17 protein-coding genes are annotated in these 16,379 nt (G+C 71.1%); 12 read left to right on the forward strand and 5 right to left on the reverse strand.

What is annotated here, in order from left to right; genetic code table 11:
• Window positions 1–21: 21 nt before the first annotated feature.
• On the reverse strand, window positions 22–753 hold the full coding sequence (locus tag MRBLWH10_RS15930; protein WP_341940669.1) for an IclR family transcriptional regulator: 732 nt from the start codon (window positions 751–753) through the stop codon (window positions 22–24).
• Window positions 754–761: 8 nt separating this feature from the next.
• Window positions 762–2,045: an alanine racemase gene (locus MRBLWH10_RS15935; protein ID WP_341940670.1), complete on the reverse strand. Its 1,284-nt coding sequence runs from the start codon at window positions 2,043–2,045 to the stop codon at window positions 762–764.
• Between the two features lie 100 nt (window positions 2,046–2,145).
• Between MRBLWH10_RS15935 and MRBLWH10_RS15940 the strand changes: the two genes are divergently transcribed.
• Together MRBLWH10_RS15940 and MRBLWH10_RS15945 are read left to right on the forward strand one after the other, a co-directional pair.
• On the forward strand, window positions 2,146–3,066 hold the full coding sequence (locus MRBLWH10_RS15940) for a sugar kinase (RefSeq protein WP_341940671.1): 921 nt from the start codon (window positions 2,146–2,148) through the stop codon (window positions 3,064–3,066).
• Window positions 3,067–3,158: 92 nt separating this feature from the next.
• On the forward strand, window positions 3,159–3,770 hold the full coding sequence (locus tag MRBLWH10_RS15945; protein WP_341940672.1) for a bifunctional 4-hydroxy-2-oxoglutarate aldolase/2-dehydro-3-deoxy-phosphogluconate aldolase: 612 nt from the start codon (window positions 3,159–3,161) through the stop codon (window positions 3,768–3,770).
• Between the two features lie 75 nt (window positions 3,771–3,845).
• On the opposite strand, the gene MRBLWH10_RS15950 is transcribed toward MRBLWH10_RS15945, so the two are convergent.
• Window positions 3,846–4,007, reverse strand: a complete 162-nt coding sequence (locus MRBLWH10_RS15950; RefSeq protein WP_341940673.1) for a hypothetical protein — start codon at window positions 4,005–4,007, stop codon at window positions 3,846–3,848.
• A gap of 136 nt (window positions 4,008–4,143) precedes the next feature.
• On the opposite strand from MRBLWH10_RS15950, the gene MRBLWH10_RS15955 reads away from it, so the two are divergent.
• Genes MRBLWH10_RS15955 through MRBLWH10_RS15965 form a run of 3 tightly spaced genes read left to right on the forward strand, consistent with a single transcriptional unit; the run spans window position 4,144 to window position 6,106 of the window.
• Window positions 4,144–4,521, forward strand: coding sequence for a GntR family transcriptional regulator (locus MRBLWH10_RS15955; protein ID WP_105675753.1), 378 nt, complete (start codon window positions 4,144–4,146; stop codon window positions 4,519–4,521).
• On the forward strand, window positions 4,518–5,420 hold the full coding sequence (locus tag MRBLWH10_RS15960; RefSeq protein WP_105675755.1) for an ABC transporter ATP-binding protein: 903 nt from the start codon (window positions 4,518–4,520) through the stop codon (window positions 5,418–5,420). The genes MRBLWH10_RS15955 and MRBLWH10_RS15960 overlap by 4 nt, the downstream gene beginning before the upstream one ends.
• Window positions 5,420–6,106 carry a hypothetical protein gene (locus tag MRBLWH10_RS15965; RefSeq protein ID WP_223587382.1) on the forward strand — a complete coding sequence of 229 codons (687 nt, stop codon included), beginning with the start codon at window positions 5,420–5,422 and terminating at the stop codon, window positions 6,104–6,106. The genes MRBLWH10_RS15960 and MRBLWH10_RS15965 overlap by 1 nt, the downstream gene beginning before the upstream one ends.
• A gap of 73 nt (window positions 6,107–6,179) precedes the next feature.
• Here MRBLWH10_RS15965 and MRBLWH10_RS15970 read toward each other — a convergent pair whose 3' ends face one another.
• Window positions 6,180–6,758, reverse strand: a complete 579-nt coding sequence (locus MRBLWH10_RS15970) for a helix-turn-helix domain-containing protein (protein WP_341940674.1) — start codon at window positions 6,756–6,758, stop codon at window positions 6,180–6,182.
• Window positions 6,759–6,832: 74 nt separating this feature from the next.
• Here MRBLWH10_RS15970 and MRBLWH10_RS15975 point away from each other — a divergent pair, with 74 nt between their 5' ends.
• The 7 genes from MRBLWH10_RS15975 to MRBLWH10_RS16005 all read left to right on the forward strand — a co-directional run bounded on the left by MRBLWH10_RS15975 (window position 6,833) and on the right by MRBLWH10_RS16005 (window position 15,090).
• Complete coding sequence (locus MRBLWH10_RS15975) at window positions 6,833–8,242, forward strand: MFS transporter (RefSeq protein WP_341940675.1); 1,410 nt, start codon at window positions 6,833–6,835, stop codon at window positions 8,240–8,242.
• Window positions 8,243–8,307: 65 nt separating this feature from the next.
• Window positions 8,308–8,685 (forward strand): hypothetical protein, encoded by a 378-nt coding sequence (locus MRBLWH10_RS15980; RefSeq protein WP_341940676.1) that lies wholly within the window; start codon window positions 8,308–8,310, stop codon window positions 8,683–8,685.
• A 33-nt stretch (window positions 8,686–8,718) separates the two neighbouring features.
• On the forward strand, window positions 8,719–9,519 hold the full coding sequence (locus MRBLWH10_RS15985; RefSeq protein WP_341940677.1) for a MerR family transcriptional regulator: 801 nt from the start codon (window positions 8,719–8,721) through the stop codon (window positions 9,517–9,519).
• Between the two features lie 341 nt (window positions 9,520–9,860).
• Window positions 9,861–10,478, forward strand: a complete 618-nt coding sequence (locus MRBLWH10_RS15990; RefSeq protein ID WP_341940678.1) for a sigma-70 family RNA polymerase sigma factor — start codon at window positions 9,861–9,863, stop codon at window positions 10,476–10,478.
• The gene (locus MRBLWH10_RS15995; RefSeq protein WP_341940679.1) at window positions 10,475–10,930 is read left to right on the forward strand and encodes a hypothetical protein; all 456 of its coding nucleotides are present in this window, start codon (window positions 10,475–10,477) and stop codon (window positions 10,928–10,930) included. Before MRBLWH10_RS15990 ends, MRBLWH10_RS15995 begins: the two co-directional genes overlap by 4 nt.
• 53 nt (window positions 10,931–10,983) lie before the next feature.
• Window positions 10,984–12,537, forward strand: a complete 1,554-nt coding sequence (locus tag MRBLWH10_RS16000; protein WP_105675772.1) for a S8/S53 family peptidase — start codon at window positions 10,984–10,986, stop codon at window positions 12,535–12,537.
• 129 nt (window positions 12,538–12,666) lie between these two features.
• Window positions 12,667–15,090, forward strand: a complete 2,424-nt coding sequence (locus MRBLWH10_RS16005; RefSeq protein ID WP_341940680.1) for a CHAT domain-containing protein — start codon at window positions 12,667–12,669, stop codon at window positions 15,088–15,090.
• 483 nt (window positions 15,091–15,573) lie between these two features.
• On the opposite strand, the gene MRBLWH10_RS16010 is transcribed toward MRBLWH10_RS16005, so the two are convergent.
• A complete protein-coding gene (locus MRBLWH10_RS16010; RefSeq protein ID WP_341940681.1) occupies window positions 15,574–16,353 on the reverse strand; it encodes a DeoR/GlpR family DNA-binding transcription regulator in 780 nt (259 codons plus the stop codon).
• Window positions 16,354–16,379: the final 26 nt, after the last annotated feature.

Here is a 16,379-nt window from a genome sequence, read left to right on the forward strand (position 1 = left end):
CCCACGATACGCGGCCGTCGCCTACCCGACCTCGCGGGCGATGCGCGCGGCCGTGCGCTCCAGCAGCGGGATGCGGTGGGCGAGATCGTCGAGGTCCTGCACCATCCGGATCGCGGTGAGCGACAGGGCGCCGACCACGCCCATCGCGGTGCGGATCGGCACGGCGACGCAGTTCACGAAGTCCTCGAACTCGGCGTCGTCGACCGCCCATCCGCGGGCCGAGATGACGTCGAGCTCGGCGTCGAGGGCGGAGCGCGAGGTCAGCGTGCGCGCGGTGTGCGCGGTCCAGTCGGTGCCGGCGAGCACGGCATCCCTCCTGTGCTCGTCGAGATCCGCGAGGATCGCCTTGCCCACCCCCGTGCAGTGCGGGAGCACGCGCGAGCCGATGCGGGAGTACATCCGCACACCGCCCTGATCCTCGACCTTGTCGACGTAGACGATGGTGTCGTCGATGAGCGCGGCCACGTGCAGCGTGTTGCCGACGACCTCGTGCAGCTCGCGCAGGTGCGCGGACGCCGCCCTGCGCAGGTCGAGGTTCTCCAGCGCGATCTGGGCGAGCGAGACGAGGTGGAACGCCAGCACGTACGCCCCGTCGGCCCGTCGGCGCACGTACCCCACGTCCTCCAGGGTCTGCAGCTCACGGAACATGGTCGAGCGGTGCAGGTCGAACTCGGTCGCGAGCTCCGCCACGCTCTTCGGCCTCGCCGCGATCGAGTCGATGATGAGGGCGGCCCTGCGCACGCTCTGAGACACGGCGGGGCCTAGAAGAAGGTCCGCACGAGCTCGACCACGCGGTCGTCCTCAGCGGACGCGACGACGGGCAGGTAGTGCCACTTGTCGAAGGCGGTGCAGGGGTGGGAGAGACCGAGACGGACGACGTCGCCGATGCCGACCCCGGCATCCGTCAGCCGCAGGAAGGTGTGCTGGTCGTTCATCGACGACACCGTCGCGCCGGCGAGCGGGGCGAGGGCCGCTCCGGGGTCGGCGGCGACACCCTGCGGCGTCGGCAGCCCTTCGTCGAACGGCAGGTCGCGCTTGCCCCCGTCGAGCAGCGCGAGCCCCGGCTCGGGGTGCGAGACGACGCGGGTCCAGCCGTGCATGGCCGAGCGCAGGATGCCGTGCTCGCCGTCGTACGTCTCGTCGAGCGGGGAGATGCCCCGGTAGAAGCCGTCGTCGTGCACGATGTAGGCGCCGGAGCGGAGGGTCCAGCGGGTGCGCTCCCCGCGGGCGATGGCGGGCGCGTAGACCTCGGCCACGAGGTCGAAGTACGCGCTGCCCCCGGCCGTCACGAACACGTCGCCCTCGTCGTCGTAGAGGTCGGCGAGGGAATCGTGCAGCGCGATCTGGTCGCCGAGGTAGCGGCGCACGGCGGCGAGCGCCTCCGGCGAGCGGTCGTGCCCGAGGCTGCCCTCGTAGCCGGCGACCCCGGCCAGCCGCAGGACATCGGATGCCGCGATCAGCCGTGCGATCTCGCCGGCCTCGTCGGGGGTGCGGGCGCCGGTGCGGCCTCCGGGCGCTCCGAGCTCGACGCACACGTCCACGCGGCGGGGCACGCCGATCTCGCGCAGGGCGCTCTGCATTCGCTCCACCGTGTCGACGGAGTCCGCCCAGCTGAGGAAACGGAACTCCGGGTCCGCCAGCTCCTCGGCGAGCCAGCGCAGCGAACGGGGGTCGACCACGGCGTTCGCGAGCATGATCTCCTCGAGTCCGAAGGTGCGCGCCGCGCGCACCTGATCCATGTTCGCGAGGGTGATACCGGGGCATCCGGCGTCGAGCTGGCGCTGCCAGAGCGCGGGGGCCATCGTCGTCTTGCCATGGGGCATGAGCTCGAGCCCCCGCTCGCGCGTCCACGCGGCCATGACGTCGACGTTGCTGCGCATGGCGCTGTCGTCGAGCGCGATGAGAGGGGTCCAGAACTCGGAGAGGCGGGGCGCGGTGGCGAGGAACGCGTCGACGGTCATCCCGAACGCGCGCTCCGGGATGCCCTTGTCTCTGGCCGAGAGGCGCTCAGCGCCGAGTCCGTCGAGCAGCAGTCGCTGTGCCATGGGTTCCTCCTCATACGGGTTCTGCGTCGAACCTACCCCCGGATGCGCCAGTGTGCACATGCTGCAACGCTCGTTGCGGGGACTGCACACGCTCGACATCATGGCACTCATGACCCCTGCCGCCACGCCGGCCCTGATCGCGATCGGGGAGACCATGCTCCTCGTCACCCCTCGCGACGCGACCCCCCTCGCCGACGCCGACGACGTGCGCCTGAGCATCGGGGGCGCCGAATCGAACGTCGCCGCCCACGTCGCGATCCTCGGCGAGAGCTCCGCCTGGGTGAGCCGCCTCGGCGACGAGGTGCTCGGGCACCGCGTGCACCGCGCCGTCGCATCGCGGGGCGTCGACACCCGCTGGGTCGGGTTCGACGCGGATGCCCCCACCGGGGTGTACTTCAAGGATCCGGGCAACGGCGTGCGCTATTACCGTGCGGGTTCCGCCGCCTCGCGCATGACACCGGACTCCGTCGCCGACGTGCCCCTCGAAGACGCCCGGATCGTGCACGTCTCCGGCATCACCCCCGCGCTCTCCGCGAGCTGCGCGGCCATGATCGAGGCCGTGATCACGCGGGTCTCCGCGAGCCCCGCCCTGCTGAGCTTCGACGTGAACCATCGCGCCGCGCTGTGGTCGGCATCCGATGCCGCACCCGCGCTGCTCGCCCTCGCGAACCGCGCCGACATCGTGTTCGTCGGCCTGGACGAGGCCGAGACCCTGTGGGGATGCCGCACCGCCGGCGACGTGCGCGCCCTCCTGCCCTCCCCCGCGCACGTCGTCGTGAAGGACGGCGACGTGGGTGCGACGGAGTTCTCCGCCGACGGCGTCGTGTTCGCACCGGCCATCCCGACCGAGGTCGTGGAGGCCGTCGGCGCGGGCGACGCGTTCGCCGCCGGCTACCTGGCCGGGATGCTGCAGGGTCGATCTCCGCAGGAGAGCCTGCGGGCAGGGCACGAGCGCGCGCACCTGGTGCTGCAGTCGACCGAGGACGTGGTCGGCGCCGCGCAGACGGATGCCGTGGGCTGACCGCCCGCGGTCGATGACGAGAACGGCCGCCCCCGCGGCCCGTGAGAGAAGAGACCGGCTGCCGCGGCGGCCGCGACGAGAGAGGGAAGACGATGGACAACTCCGGTTTCGAGGAGCTCTTCGCCGGCGCACGACTGATGGCGATCCTGCGCGGCATGGGCGTCGAGCGCAGCCTGGCGGTGTCGACGACCGCATGGGACCTCGGCATCGACATGGTCGAGCTGCCCATCCAGACGCCCGAAGACCTCGAGGCGCTGCGCGCGGTCGCGGCGGCGGCGCGCGAACGGGGCAAGATCGTCGGCGCCGGAACCGTGGTGTCGCTCGAACACGTCGCCCAGGCGACCGCGGCGGGCGCATCCTTCACCGTGAGCCCCGGACTCGACCTCGACGTCGTCCGGGCGTCGCACGAGGCGGGGATGCCGAGCATGCCCGGCGTCGCCACGGCGAGCGAGGTGCAGCTCGCCCTCAAGGCCGGGCTGACCTGGGTGAAGGCGTTCCCGGCATCCGTGCTCGGGACCCCGTGGCTCACCGCCATGCACGGCCCCTTCCCGCAGGCGAGGTTCGTGACCACGGGCGGCATGAACGCGGCCAACGCCGGCGACTACCTGAAGGCGGGCGCGAGCGTCGTCGCCGTCGGCACCGCGCTGGAGGACCCGGCGCAGCTCCCCCTCCTCGCCGCCCTGCTCGACGGTTCGGACTCCTGAGCCGCCGCACACCCCGACAACGCCTCCAGAGAGCCTCCCCGACGTCTTCGTCGGGGAGGCTCTCTCGCGTGAGACCTACCCGGCTGTGAACGAGATGTTCGACGAGTACCAGGTCGTCAGCGCACGCTCGGCGTCTTCGCGAGCGCGATCGTTCTCGCGCTCGCCGGCCGAGGTCAGGTACGCCGGATCCTCACCGACCGATTGCGCCGTGTCGTCAGGCTGATTCTCTCGAGACATGCCCACACGATACGTCGACAGGTCGGTCGCTGTCACGAGATCGAAGGAGGACGCGCCTTCCCGCGACCTCTTGACACAACTCCCGGTTGCATGGTTACCTAGTCGAGTAACTAACCCACTAACCATCGGAGGACTCGTGATCGAAGAAGGCAAGCCCCTCTTCCTCCAGATCGCCGAGCAGATCGAGGACTCGATCCTCGACGGCTCGCTGGCCGAGGAGTCTCAGGCGCCTTCGACGAACGAGCTCGCCGCGTTCTACCGGATCAATCCGGCCACCGCTGCGAAGGGAGTCGCAATGCTCACCGACAAGGGCGTGCTGTACAAGCGCCGCGGCATCGGCATGTTCGTCGCCGCCGGCGCGAAGGACCTGCTCCTCGGGGAGCGCCGTTCCGCGTTCGCCGAGCGCTACATCGACCCGCTCCTCACCGAGGCCCGCACGCTCGGCCTCGACGCCACCGACCTCGCGGCACTGCTCGCCGAGCGCGCCGCCCGCACCGAAGGGAACCCCGCATGACCGCGGTCATCGAGGTGCAGAACCTCACCAAGAGATACCGGGACAAGAGGGCGCTCGACGACGTGTCGCTGTCGCTCGAGCCCGGCGCGATCTACGGCCTCCTCGGCCGCAACGGCGCAGGCAAGACGACGCTCATGTCGATCCTCACCGCGCAGAACTTCGAGACGTCCGGCTCCGTGCGGGTGTTCGGCGAGCACCCGTACGAGAACGCCCGCGTGCTCGGTCGGATCTGCTTCGTCCGCGAGGGGCAGAAGTACCCCGACGATGCGACGCCCCGGCACGCGTTCTCGGCCGCACGCCTGTTCTTCCCGCACTGGGACCAGACGCTCGCCGACCGGCTGACCGCCGAGTTCCAGCTCCCGTTGAAGCAGCGCATCAAGAAGCTCTCGCGAGGGCAGCTCTCCGCCGTCGGCGTGATCATCGGCCTCGCCTCGCGCGCCGAGCTCACGTTCTTCGACGAGCCCTACCTCGGCCTCGACGCCGTCGCCAGGCAGATCTTCTACGACCGGCTGCTCGAGGACTACGCGGAGCACCCGCGCACCGTCATCCTGTCGTCGCACCTGATCGACGAGGTCTCCAACCTCATCGAGAAGGTCATCGTGATCGACAACGGCCGGATCATCCTCAACGAAGACACGGATGCCGTGCGCGACCGTGCCGTCACCGTGGTCGGTGACGCCGCCAGAGTCGACGCCTGGGCCGCCGGCCGTGAGGTCCTTCATCGCGAGGCGCTCGGGAGAGTCGCCTCGGTCACCACGCTCGGCGAGCTCAGCGCCGCGGAAAGAGCGGAGGTCGCCGCCGCCGGCCTCGACCTCGCGCCGGTCTCGCTGCAGCAACTCGTCGTGCGGCTCACCCAGCGCGGCGACGTCACCGCCGCCGAGAAAGAGGAGGTGCGCTGATGCGACGCACACTCAACGTCGTCCGTCTGCAGATGATCAACCGGCAGACCTTCATCTGGACGCCGCTGATCATCCTGGTCGGGGCGACCCTGCTCTCGATCCTCGTCTACGCGATGATCCCGGTCGACACCCCCAAGTACGGTGGTGCAGGGCAGGCGCCGCTCTGGTACTTCATGGCGATCGGCATCGGGGCGATGACCTACACCTTCCCGTTCTCGCAGGCGCTGAGCATCACGCGCCGGGAGTTCTTCCTCGGCACGATGCTCACCGCGGTGCTCGCCAGCGCCCTCATGGGGGTGCTGTTCCTGATCGGCGGCGGCATCGAGGTGCTCACACACGGCTACGGCGTGAACGGCTACGTCTTCTACCTGGACTGGCTGTGGGAGGCCGGACCCATCGGCGCCTTCGTGGTCTACTTCACGCTCGCCCTCGGCCTCTTCGTGCTCGGCTTCACCGGGGCGACGATCTTCAAGACCTGGGGGCTCACCGTCCTCACGATCTCGTGGGTGGCCGTGGCGCTGCTGCTCGTCGGCCTGGGGTTCCTGGCGACGAAGCTCGACTGGTGGGGCGGCTTCTGGGAGGGCGTGATGACCCTCGGCGCCCTCGGCCTCGCGCTCTGGGGCCTCGTGGTCACCGTCGGCCTGATGGGGATCTCGTTCCTCGCCTTCCGGAGGGCGCTCCCCTAGACGATCGGAGGACGGATGCCGCGGCTGCACGGACACGTGCGGTCGCGGCATCCGCGTCTCTGCGCGCGAGGGGTCAGATCGCGTCGTCGGCGGCCAGGAGGTCCATCTGCCAGGCGCGGCCGTCCGGATCGTCCTGGTCGTGGGCGTCGACGGCCTCGGTGATGACCTCGTCGATCCGCTCCAGCAGGGCGCTGAACTCGTCGGTCGTGAGGCGCACCACGCGCTGCACGAACGCCGCGTGCACCCCGCTCGCCCGACCGGCGACATACTCGGGGGTCCACTCGACCACGCGTCGCATCATGTCCTGATGGTCCTCGGCGAGCGAGCGGATCATGACGCTGCCGAGGGCCTCGTCGGGCACCGGGCTCTCCGGGCCGCCGAGGTTCAGCGCCAGCTTGCGACCGACCCAGACCCGGTCGCGTCGATCGCGCGCATGCTCGGGGGCCTCCTCGATGAGTCCGGCATCCGCCAGCACCCGCAGGTGGAAGCTCGCGCTGTTCGGGGCGATGCCGAGCTCCGCGGCGACATCAGCGGCCCGCAGGTGGTCGCGGCGCGCGAACAGGGCGATCATCTGCCGTCGCAGCGGGTTCGCGTACGCCTTGAGCATGTCCGACGTCATCCAGACCGGATCGACGCGCTTGTCCTCGCTCATCCCGCCAGTGTATCCGCATCCAAAGTTGCGCAATAGGAGTTGCGCAACTTCTCTTGCGTAACTATCGTGTGAGCATGACCACCGTGACCGCGCCCCACAGGCTGTGGCAGAACACCCGCTACCTCACCTGGCTCCTCAGCGACACGAGCAAGGGGCTCGCGGCATCCCTCTTCGGATTCGCCGTCCCGCTGCTCGCGCTCATCATCACGAACGACCCCGCGCAGGCGGGCATCATCGGCGGCGCGGGCATGGTCGCGCGACTGCTGACCACCCTCGCGGGCGGGATCCTGGCCGACCGGCACCGCCGCATCCTCCTCATGCTCATCGGCTCCCTGCTCGGCGTGCTGCTGTCGGCGGCCTTCCTGCTCCTCGCCCTCGCCGACGCGCTCACCTTCTCGACGCTGCTCGTCATCGACGTGCTGCTCGCCGCCCGCAGCGGGCTCTTCGACGTCGCCGGCGAGAGCGCCATCAAGGAGATCGTCCCCGACGAGGCGATGGGCCGCGCGCAGGCCGCGAATCAGGGACGGGATGCCGCTCTCCAGCTCGTCGGAGGACCGCTCGGCGGCCTCCTGCTCGGCGTCGGCGGATGGCTGGTCGGCGCGGTGATGGCGCTGTGCCACCTGGTCGCGGCCCTCACCGCATGGATGCTCCGCCGGGGCGCGCGTCGCGACGGGATCGTCGGCACCGGCACGGACGCCGATTGGGAGAGGCGAAACCCGGACGAGGTGCGCGCCGGACGGCGTGTCGAGGTCGGACACGCGGATGCCGACACGGACGCTCTGGGTCTTCCCACCCCATCCGCAGGTCATCCGGCATCCGCGAGTCATCCGACATCCGTCGTGAAGACGAGCGCGTGGACGGAGTTCCGCGAGGGCTTCTCGTGGCTGCTCTCGCGCCCCGACCTGCGCGGCGTCCTCTTCATCACCACGATCATCAACCTCGGCTTCAACGCGGCGATCACCACGGTGATCTACTCGCTGCAGCAGTCCGGATACTCCGCGGTGTTCATCGGCGCACTGTCGGCGGCGCTGGGTGGAACGATGCTGCTCGGCGCCATCGTGGCTCCGATGCTCGTCCCCCGGATCAGTGCGGGAACCCTGACGATCGTGAGCCTCGCATGCGCGACCGCGGGCATCGTCGCCATCTCGATGATCACCGAGCCCTGGCTGATCGTCGGTGTGCTCGCCGCATCGGTGTTCCTGCTGCCCGCGCTGAACGCCGCGCTGATGGGCTACTTCATGGTCGCCACCCCGTCGCGGCTGCTCGGCAGGGCCAACAGCGCCGCCGCCGTGCTGGGCATGGGAGCCATGCCCCTCGCCCCGCTCATCGCCGGCTTCGGACTCGCGTCGGCCGGACGCGAGTGGACCGTCATCGCGTGCGCCGTGCTGTGCCTCGTGGCGGTGGCCCTCGCCGTCGGCAACCGCGCGCTGCGCGCGCTCCCCACCGAGTCCGGCTGGACCGCGCACGCGACGCAGTTCGAGTAGAGCGCCCCGGCGCACGCACCGCGCCGCACCTGCGGGAGACTGGAGCGGGACCGAAGGGGACGCTCATGACACGACGATGGCGGGATGCCGTGCTCCCGACGATCGGCCTCGTCGCCGCCGCGGTCGCCGTCAGCTGGACGATCACGTTCTCGGTGCCGGTCGTGGTGCCGACGGCATCCGACACCGCCGACGTCGCCTTCGGCTGGCCGCTCCCCTGGTACCACCAGGATCTGTCGCGCTTCGCCTACGTCGACCACCCCGTCGAGGTCACGGTCGTCGGCGACCGCGCAGACCCGGTGCCGACGAGCGTCGACTGGCTCGCCTTCTCGGGGAACGTCGCCCTCACGGCCCTCGTGCTGTGGCCCATCGCCCTCGTGCTCATCCGCGGTCTCGCGCGGCTGGTCCTGCGCGCGCGGGACGACGCGCCGACGGGAGAGACTTGACCCTGACACTGTGGAAGAAGGGATAACGGAAGCATGTTATCCATCGGAGCCTTCGCGCAGATCGGCCAGGTGACCCACCGGATGCTTCGGCACTGGGACACCGCCGGTCTGCTCGTTCCCGCCCACGTGGACGAGTTCAGCGGCTACCGCTCGTACGACCCTTCGCAGCTGGAGAGGCTGCATCGGATCGTCGCGCTGCGCCAGCTCGGCTTCGGCCTCGACGACATCGCGCTGATCCTCGAACAGGGGATCGACGCGGAACGGATCGCGGCCATGCTGCGTCTGCGTCGCGCCGAGGTCGAGGAGGAGCACCGGATCGCCGCCGCCCGACTCGTGGACGTGGAGCGGCGGCTCCATCTCATCGAAAGCGAGAACCAGATGTCACAGGTCGAGATCATCGAGAAGCCCCTCCCCGCCGTGCGGCTCGCCGCGCAGACGGCATCCGTGCCCGAACACGAGGTCGGCTCCCCGGTCGGCCCCCTGTTCGAGAGCCTCGAGAACGTGCTCGGCGACGAGTGCGGCGCCCTGTCGACGCCGATCGCGCAGTACAGCCTCGGCGAAGACGGCATGGACATCACGGTCGGCTACGCCTACGGCGGCGAGCGCCGCGACGGGTTCGAGCTCGTCGACCTCCCCGCCGTCGAGCTCGCGATCTGCGGGGTGCACCTCGGCGCGATGGACCGCATCAGGGAGACCTGGAGCGCGGTGCACGCCGAGATCATCGCCCGGGGCTACGTGCCCAGCGGACCCTGCCGCGAGCTCTACGTGCGCGCCGTGTCTGAGGACCAGTCCGACTGGGTCACCGAGCTGCAGCAGCCCGTCGAGCGCCCGTGATCTGATTCTCGGATCACCCCTGGCCTGATCCCCGGGCGCAGCTTCGGAGACTCCGAGGCCCATCGCACACCTCTGGCCTGATCCCCCGGGCACAGCTTCGGAGATGCCCGACCGACACGCCGCATCGGCGGTCCAGGAAGCGGCGTGTCGGTCGGCTGCTCCGAAGTCGTGCCCGGCATCCGACCCGAAGTCGTGCCCGGGCATCCACTCGAGATCGTGGCCCCGAATGGACGACCGAGGAACTCCCGGGGAGACGGACGGAGCCGAGCAGGTAAACAACCGCGTCCATGTATCACGAACCTCTTGCCGCGCTCCTTACAGGTGTGATCACAATGGGACTCATGATCGACGGCGCACCCGACGCCGATCTCGATCCGGCAGCGGACGACGGGGCGGCGCGGTGGCAGCGTGCCGCAGCCTTCTTCGACGCATGGCGAGACGGCGACAGCCGCGCGATGGACGACCTCGTGCGACTGATGACACCTGTGCTCTGGCATGTCGTGCGCGCGTACGGGCTGGAGCGGATGCTCGCCGAGGACGTGGTGCAGACCACCTGGCTCCGTCTCGTGCGCGGGCGCGAGACGATCGCCGACTCGCGCGCCATCGCCGCCTGGCTCACCACCACGGCACGGCGCGAGGCGTGGAAGGTCGGCAAGGCCCACGGCAGGGTCGACACCGCAGAACCGGAGGACCTCGACGCCCTCCTCCCCGAGCAGTCGTCCGCCGAGGACCACGCGGCGACCGGCGACGAGAACCGCCGACTGTGGGCCGCGGTGCGCGTGCTCGACGACCGCTGCCAGCGTCTGCTGCGCGTCGTGGCGTTCGACGACCGCCCCGACTACGCCCGCATCGCCGCCGACCTGTCGATGCCGATCGGCAGCATCGGCCCCACGCGCAAGCGCTGCCTCACCAAGCTGCGCGACCTGCTCGACCCTTCGCCGAGGGGAGGCCTCTCGTGAACGAGCACGACGATGCGGAGCTGTTCGCTCGGCTGCGGTCGATGTGGTCGGATGTCGACCCCGTTCCCGCCTTCCTGATCGACCGCATGATCGCGGCGGTCGCCACCGACTCCCTGTCGGAGGAGTACGCGCTGCTCACCATCGTCGAGCGCCCGCTCAGCGAGGTGCGCGGAGAAGCGGATGCTCTCACCCTGCAGTTCAGCGACGGCACCACGAGCATCCTGCTGCACGTCACCTCGACCGCGAACGGCCGGCGCCGGGTCGACGGCTGGGTCGACACGGCTGCGGCGGAGATCGTGCTCACGCAGGGCGACGCCGTCCGCACGACGACCCCCTCCGAGACGGGGCGATTCGTGTTCGACGACGTGCCGCCCGGACTCACCCGCGTGCGCCTGTCCACCAGGATCGGCGACGACGTGCGCACCCTGTCGACCCCGCAGTTCGAACTGTGATCCGCTCCGCGCGGGCACGAGACGCGGGCACGCCCGCACCGAGAGGATGACCGATGGATCAGCCCAAGGGATGGACCTGGCAGGACCGAGCGGAAGGGTCGATCCGCCGCGGCTCGGCGCTCGACCCGAACGTCGAGCCGGTCGACGGCATCCGGGCGTTCCCCACCGCGTACCTGCCGGAGCGCCTGCTGATCACACACGATGACGACAACGGGGCGTACGACCAGGAGGTCAAGACCCTGCACGAGGCCGCCGGGTCGTTCGGCTGGGAGCTCGTGCTCGAGGAGCCGGAGCTGCGACGGGGGCTGACCGCCGAGATCCCGTGGTTCGTACGCGCCCATCTCACGACGCCGGATCAGCCGGTGCGCGGGGAATCGCCCGTTCCGCCCGACGCCTGGCGAGTGCTGCAGCGCGCCCGCCGGATCTCCCGATCGCGGATGCCGCGGACCAGCCTCGAGCACGTGCTGTCGATCGACCCGGTCGGGCTCAACCCGTTCACCAGGACGAACCCGTTCACGCGCACCAATCCGTTCACGCGCACGAACCCGGTGGGACCCGGCGGCGCGGCGGGCAGCGAGGACTACCTGCAGCCCGGCCGCGGCGCACGCCAGCCGGTGAGCTGGCTCGGCCCGGCGCCTTCGCGCGCCGCGACCCCGCGGAAGGGCCGGAGACCTGTGGTCGCCGTTCTCGACACGGGATGCGGGGTCCACGACTGGCTCCCTGAGGGAATCGTGACGCGGCACGTGGAGCTCGACGGCGTTCCCGTCGGCCTGACGGACGACGCCGATCCGGAGCGCTATCCCGACCTCTATGGCCAGCTGGACGGCGAGATCGATGCCGTGGCAGGGCACGGCACGTTCATCGCCGGCCTGATCCGCCAGGCCGCCCCTGACGCCGACATCCTGTCCGTGCGCATCGCCGGAGCGCTGGGCGTGGTCGATGAGAGCACGTTCCTGAACACCCTCGCGCAGGTCGTCGAGCTCCTGCGCCGGCATCGCGAGAATCCGCGCACCGGGTATCCGATCGATGTGCTCAATCTCTCCCTCGGGTACTACCACGAGACGCCGAGCGACGGCCTGTTCAGCCTCACTCTGAACGCGCTGCTCACCAGAGCGCGAGAGCTCGGCTGCGTCGTCGTGTGCTCTGCGGGCAACGACGCGATCGATCGACCGTCGTTCCCCGCGTCCCTGTGGGCGTGGCCGGGAGCCGACAACGGCATCCCCCGGGATGACGACGCTCCGCTGGTGTCCGTGGGCGCGCTCAACCCGTCGTCCCGCTCGGTCGCACTGTTCTCGAATGTCGGCCCCTGGGTGCGCGTGTACGCACCCGGTGCTGCGGTGGTGAGCACGTCGCCCGCCTTCGTCGGCGGAGAGCAGGCGACCTCGCGGGCCGACGTCGACGGGCTGCGTCGCGAGACCCTCGATCCGGACGACTACCGCGGCGGCTTCGCCGTGTGGAGCGGTACCTCGTTCGCCGCTCCCTACGTGGCGGGGCGGATCGCGGCGCAGTTGGGCACCGTCCCCCTGGGCGGAGTGAAGACGGATGCCGCGATCGCAGCCGTCACGTCGGTGCTGAACGCACTGCCCGCGCCGACAGAGGGGGTCTGAACCGGGGGCCGTCTTCGAGACCGCCGTCCGGGCGACATCAGCGGTCTGCTCACGGGTCGACACGACTTCCGGGCGGCCTCGCCCGCCCGGCACTTCCCCAATCGCACGCCGCAGGGCCATCCTGGGAGCATGCCCCTGTCTGCGACCGAGCTGCACCAGCGCGGTGTCGCTGCGGCCAACGCGCGGCGGTTCGGCCAGGCTCGTCGCGCCCTCACCGCGGCATCCGCCCGCACGGACGATGAGGACCTCCGCGCCCGCATCGACGGCACCGTCGCGTATGTGCTCGCACAGACGGGGAGACCCGCCGACGCGGAGCGGCTCTCGACCGCTGCCCTCGCCCGCCCCGGGTTGAGCGAAGAGACGGTAGCGGTGCTGAGTGGCCAGCTCGGCACACTGCTCCTGTACTCCGGTCGCCTCGATGAGGCCGAAGCCATGCTGACTCGGGCGATCCGCGTCGTCGCCGCAGAATCCGCCGAGCACGCGAACCTGCTCATGAACAGGGCGGTGGTGCGGATGCAGCGCCACGAACTCGCTCCGTGCGTCGCCGATCTCGAACACGCGGCGGCGATCTTCGAGGCGGCGGGCGAGGAGGAGCCGCTCGCTGAGGCCCGCCACAACCTCGGCTATGCGGCGCTGCTCGGCGGCGACCTGGTCGCGGCGCTCGCGCTGATGACCCGCTCCCGACCGGCGCTCGCGGCAACGAGCGATCTGGCCGCCGCGATCGGCGACCTCGACCGCGCCGAGGTGCTCCGCGACGCGGGTCTCACGACCGAGGCGGAGGCCCTGCTCGCCGAGGTGGCCGTGCAGTTCGGCGCGCAGCGGATGAGGCAGGCTCGCGGCGAGGCCGAGTTCCACCTCGCCCGTTCGCAGCTGCGGCACGATCCCCGCGCGGCGGAGCGGACGGCGCGCACCGCGGTCCGCCGCTTCACGGCGCTCGGCAGCGACGGATGGGCCACCCGCGCCGAAGCGGTGCGCCTCGACGCTCGGCTGCGCGCAGGCGGGAGGACCGACCCTGCGGACTTCGCGCGCACGGCATCCGCTCTCCGTCGCCGCGGCTTCCGCACCGAGGCCACGGGGCTCGCGCTCACCGCACGGCTCGGCGGGCGCGGACGGATGCCACGCCTTCCGCCCGACGCTCCCATACCGCTGCGGATGCATGCGCAGGAGGTCAGGGCGGTGCGCGCGTCTGCAGCGGGGCGGGATCGCGAGGCGCTGCGCGCAGCCTCCGACGGGCTGGAGCTGCTGACGGCGTGGCAGCAGTCGTTCGGAGCGCTCGACCTGCAGGCATCCGTCGCGATGCACGGCGCCGACCTGATGTTCGCGGGGCTCGCCGCCGCAGCGCGCACGGGCGACCCGGCCGTGCTGTTCGAGTGGTCCGAGCGCGCGCGGCACCTGAGCCAGCAGGTGGCGCCCGTCCGTCCGCCGCACGACCCTGAGCTCGCCGGCGACCTCGCCGAACTGCGGATGCTGCGCGCCGATCTCGCCGGAACCGACTGGTCGGGTGACGCCAGGGTGCGCGCACTCCGGGCGCGCGTGCGCGAACGGCAGTGGTCGACGACGGGTGTCGGCGGCACCCGCACGCGCATCGAGCTCGCCGAGGCGCAGGGACGGATCGCCGACGACACCGCGATCCTCGCCTACGTGTTCACCGGTGCGGAACTGCAGTGCGTCGTGGTGACGGCATCCGACTCCCGCATCGTGCCGCTCGACTGGCCCGGCGTGCGCGGCGCCCTCGACGGCCTCCGTGCCGACCTCGACGTCGCCGCCCTCACGCGCGGCGGACCGATGGCCGCACTGGTGGAGCGCTCGCTCGATGAGCGCCTGCGCGTCCTCGACGACGCGCTGCTCGCCCCCGTGCGCGCGGCGGTGCAGGCACGGCGCTTCGCGCTGACGATCCCCGGCATCCTCGCCGGCATCCCCTGGGCGATGCTGCCTGGTCTCTCCGGGGTCCCGTTCACCCTGGCGACCTCGGTGTCGCGCTGGCTCGCCGACCGCCCGACCGCAGACCGGACGCGAGCGCCGAGGGCCGGGTTCGCCGCCGGGCCGCGCGTCCCCCGCGCGGAGGAGGAGATCAGACGGGCGGCCGCGGCGTGGCCCTCGGTGACCCTGCTCACCGCCGACGACTCCCGCGTCACGAGCGTCACCGACCTCGCGGGGGAGTCCGACGTGCTGCACATCGCCGCGCACGGACGCCACGCGACGGGCAACCCGATGTTCTCGGGACTCGAGCTCGCCGACGGCACCCTGTTCGGCTACGACGTCGACCTCATCCCGCACGTGCCGGCGACGGTGCTGCTGTCGGCGTGCGAGCTGGGTCGCTCCTCGGTGCGCTGGGGCGAGGAGGCGCTCGGCATGACGCGGGTATGGCTGCACGCGGGCACCGGATGCGTGATCGCGGCGCCCGTCATGGTGGCGGATGCCGTGGCCGGCGAGCTCCTGTCCGCCGTGCACGAGGGGCTGGCCTCGGGCGCCGATGCCGCGGACGCTCTCGCCGCGGCATCCCTCTCCACCGGGCTGCGCGCCCCCTTCCAGTGCCACGGGAACGGATTCTGAAGATTTTCTCCAATCGCTGTATCAGAACCGGGGGGACCCGCTCCTGATCTACAGAAGGTGCCATGCGAAGGGCTTCGAGAAGGCGAAGCGCGGGAGGCGCAGTCGAACTGGGGAACCTGTGCACTGGGGAGTGCAGGGATACGACAGGCCACCATCTGCCCGGAGGTGCCGCGGTTGCAACCGCGGCACCTCCTTCATGGGCGCCCGCATGGCCGCCTGACACTGGGTCGTGCTGGCGCCCTGCGTCAGTTCCGCTGACGGGTCACAGAATGCCGCCTCAGCGGGGCTTCGAGCGGCATTTCGTGACTCCTCAGCGGCGCACCTTGCAACGACCACGCGAGAGCGGCGAGCGTCCGGAGCGCACGAGAGGTCGCGTGGATGACGACGCGTGAGGGGTCGCGAAACGCTGCATCCAGGGGGTGCGATGCGACAGTTCCTGACCCCTCAAGGGCGCACGGCGCACGCGCGCACACGCGCCGGGGGTCAGGATGCCGTGAGAACCTCGTACCCGGCGGCGCGCAGCGCGGCGACGGCGTCGACGTCGGCGTCTTCGTCGGTCAGCACCACGGGGAACAGCTCCACCCCGCCGACGCTGGCGAAGGCCGTGACGCCGAGCTTGCTGCCGTCGGTCACGACGACCGCGCGGCGCGCACGCTCGGCCATCATGCGGTTCACCGCGGCCTCGCGCTCGTCCTGCGTGGTGGCGCCGGCCGCGGCATCCATCCCGTTCACGCCGATGAACGCGAGGTCGAGCCGGACGCCGCGGAGCAGCTGCTCCACGAAGGGGCCGACGAGCTCGTAGGTGCGCGAGTGGATCACCCCGCCCGTGACGACCACCTTGATGTCGGGGCGGGTCGCGAGCTGAGCCGCGATGTTGACCGCGTTCGTGACGACCGTGATGCCGCCGCCTGCGGCGAGGTCCTCCCGTGCGGCGATGGCCGCGGCGATCGCCGTCGTCGTCGTCCCGCCCGAGAGCCCGACGACCATGCCGGGCATGACGAGCGCGGCAGCCGCCTGGGCGATGCTCTCCTTCTGCTGCGTGCGGAGGTGGCTCTTGTACCGGATCGGCAGCTCGTAGGCCACCGCCTGCGCCACCGCTCCGCCGTGCGTGCGGGTGAGCAGCCGCTGCTCCGCGAGGCTGTCGAGGTCGCGGCGGGTGGTCGCCGGCGATGCGCCGAAGCGCTCGACGAGCTCCTCGACCGTGACCTCGCCGGCGTCGGCGAGCAGGTCGAGGATCGCGTTGAGACGGGCGGCGCGCTTCATGTCACCATCCTGCCCGACCCGGCGCC

Source organism: Microbacterium sp. LWH10-1.2 (assembly GCF_038397765.1).
Taxonomy (GTDB): Bacteria; Actinomycetota; Actinomycetes; order Actinomycetales; family Microbacteriaceae; genus Microbacterium; species Microbacterium natoriense.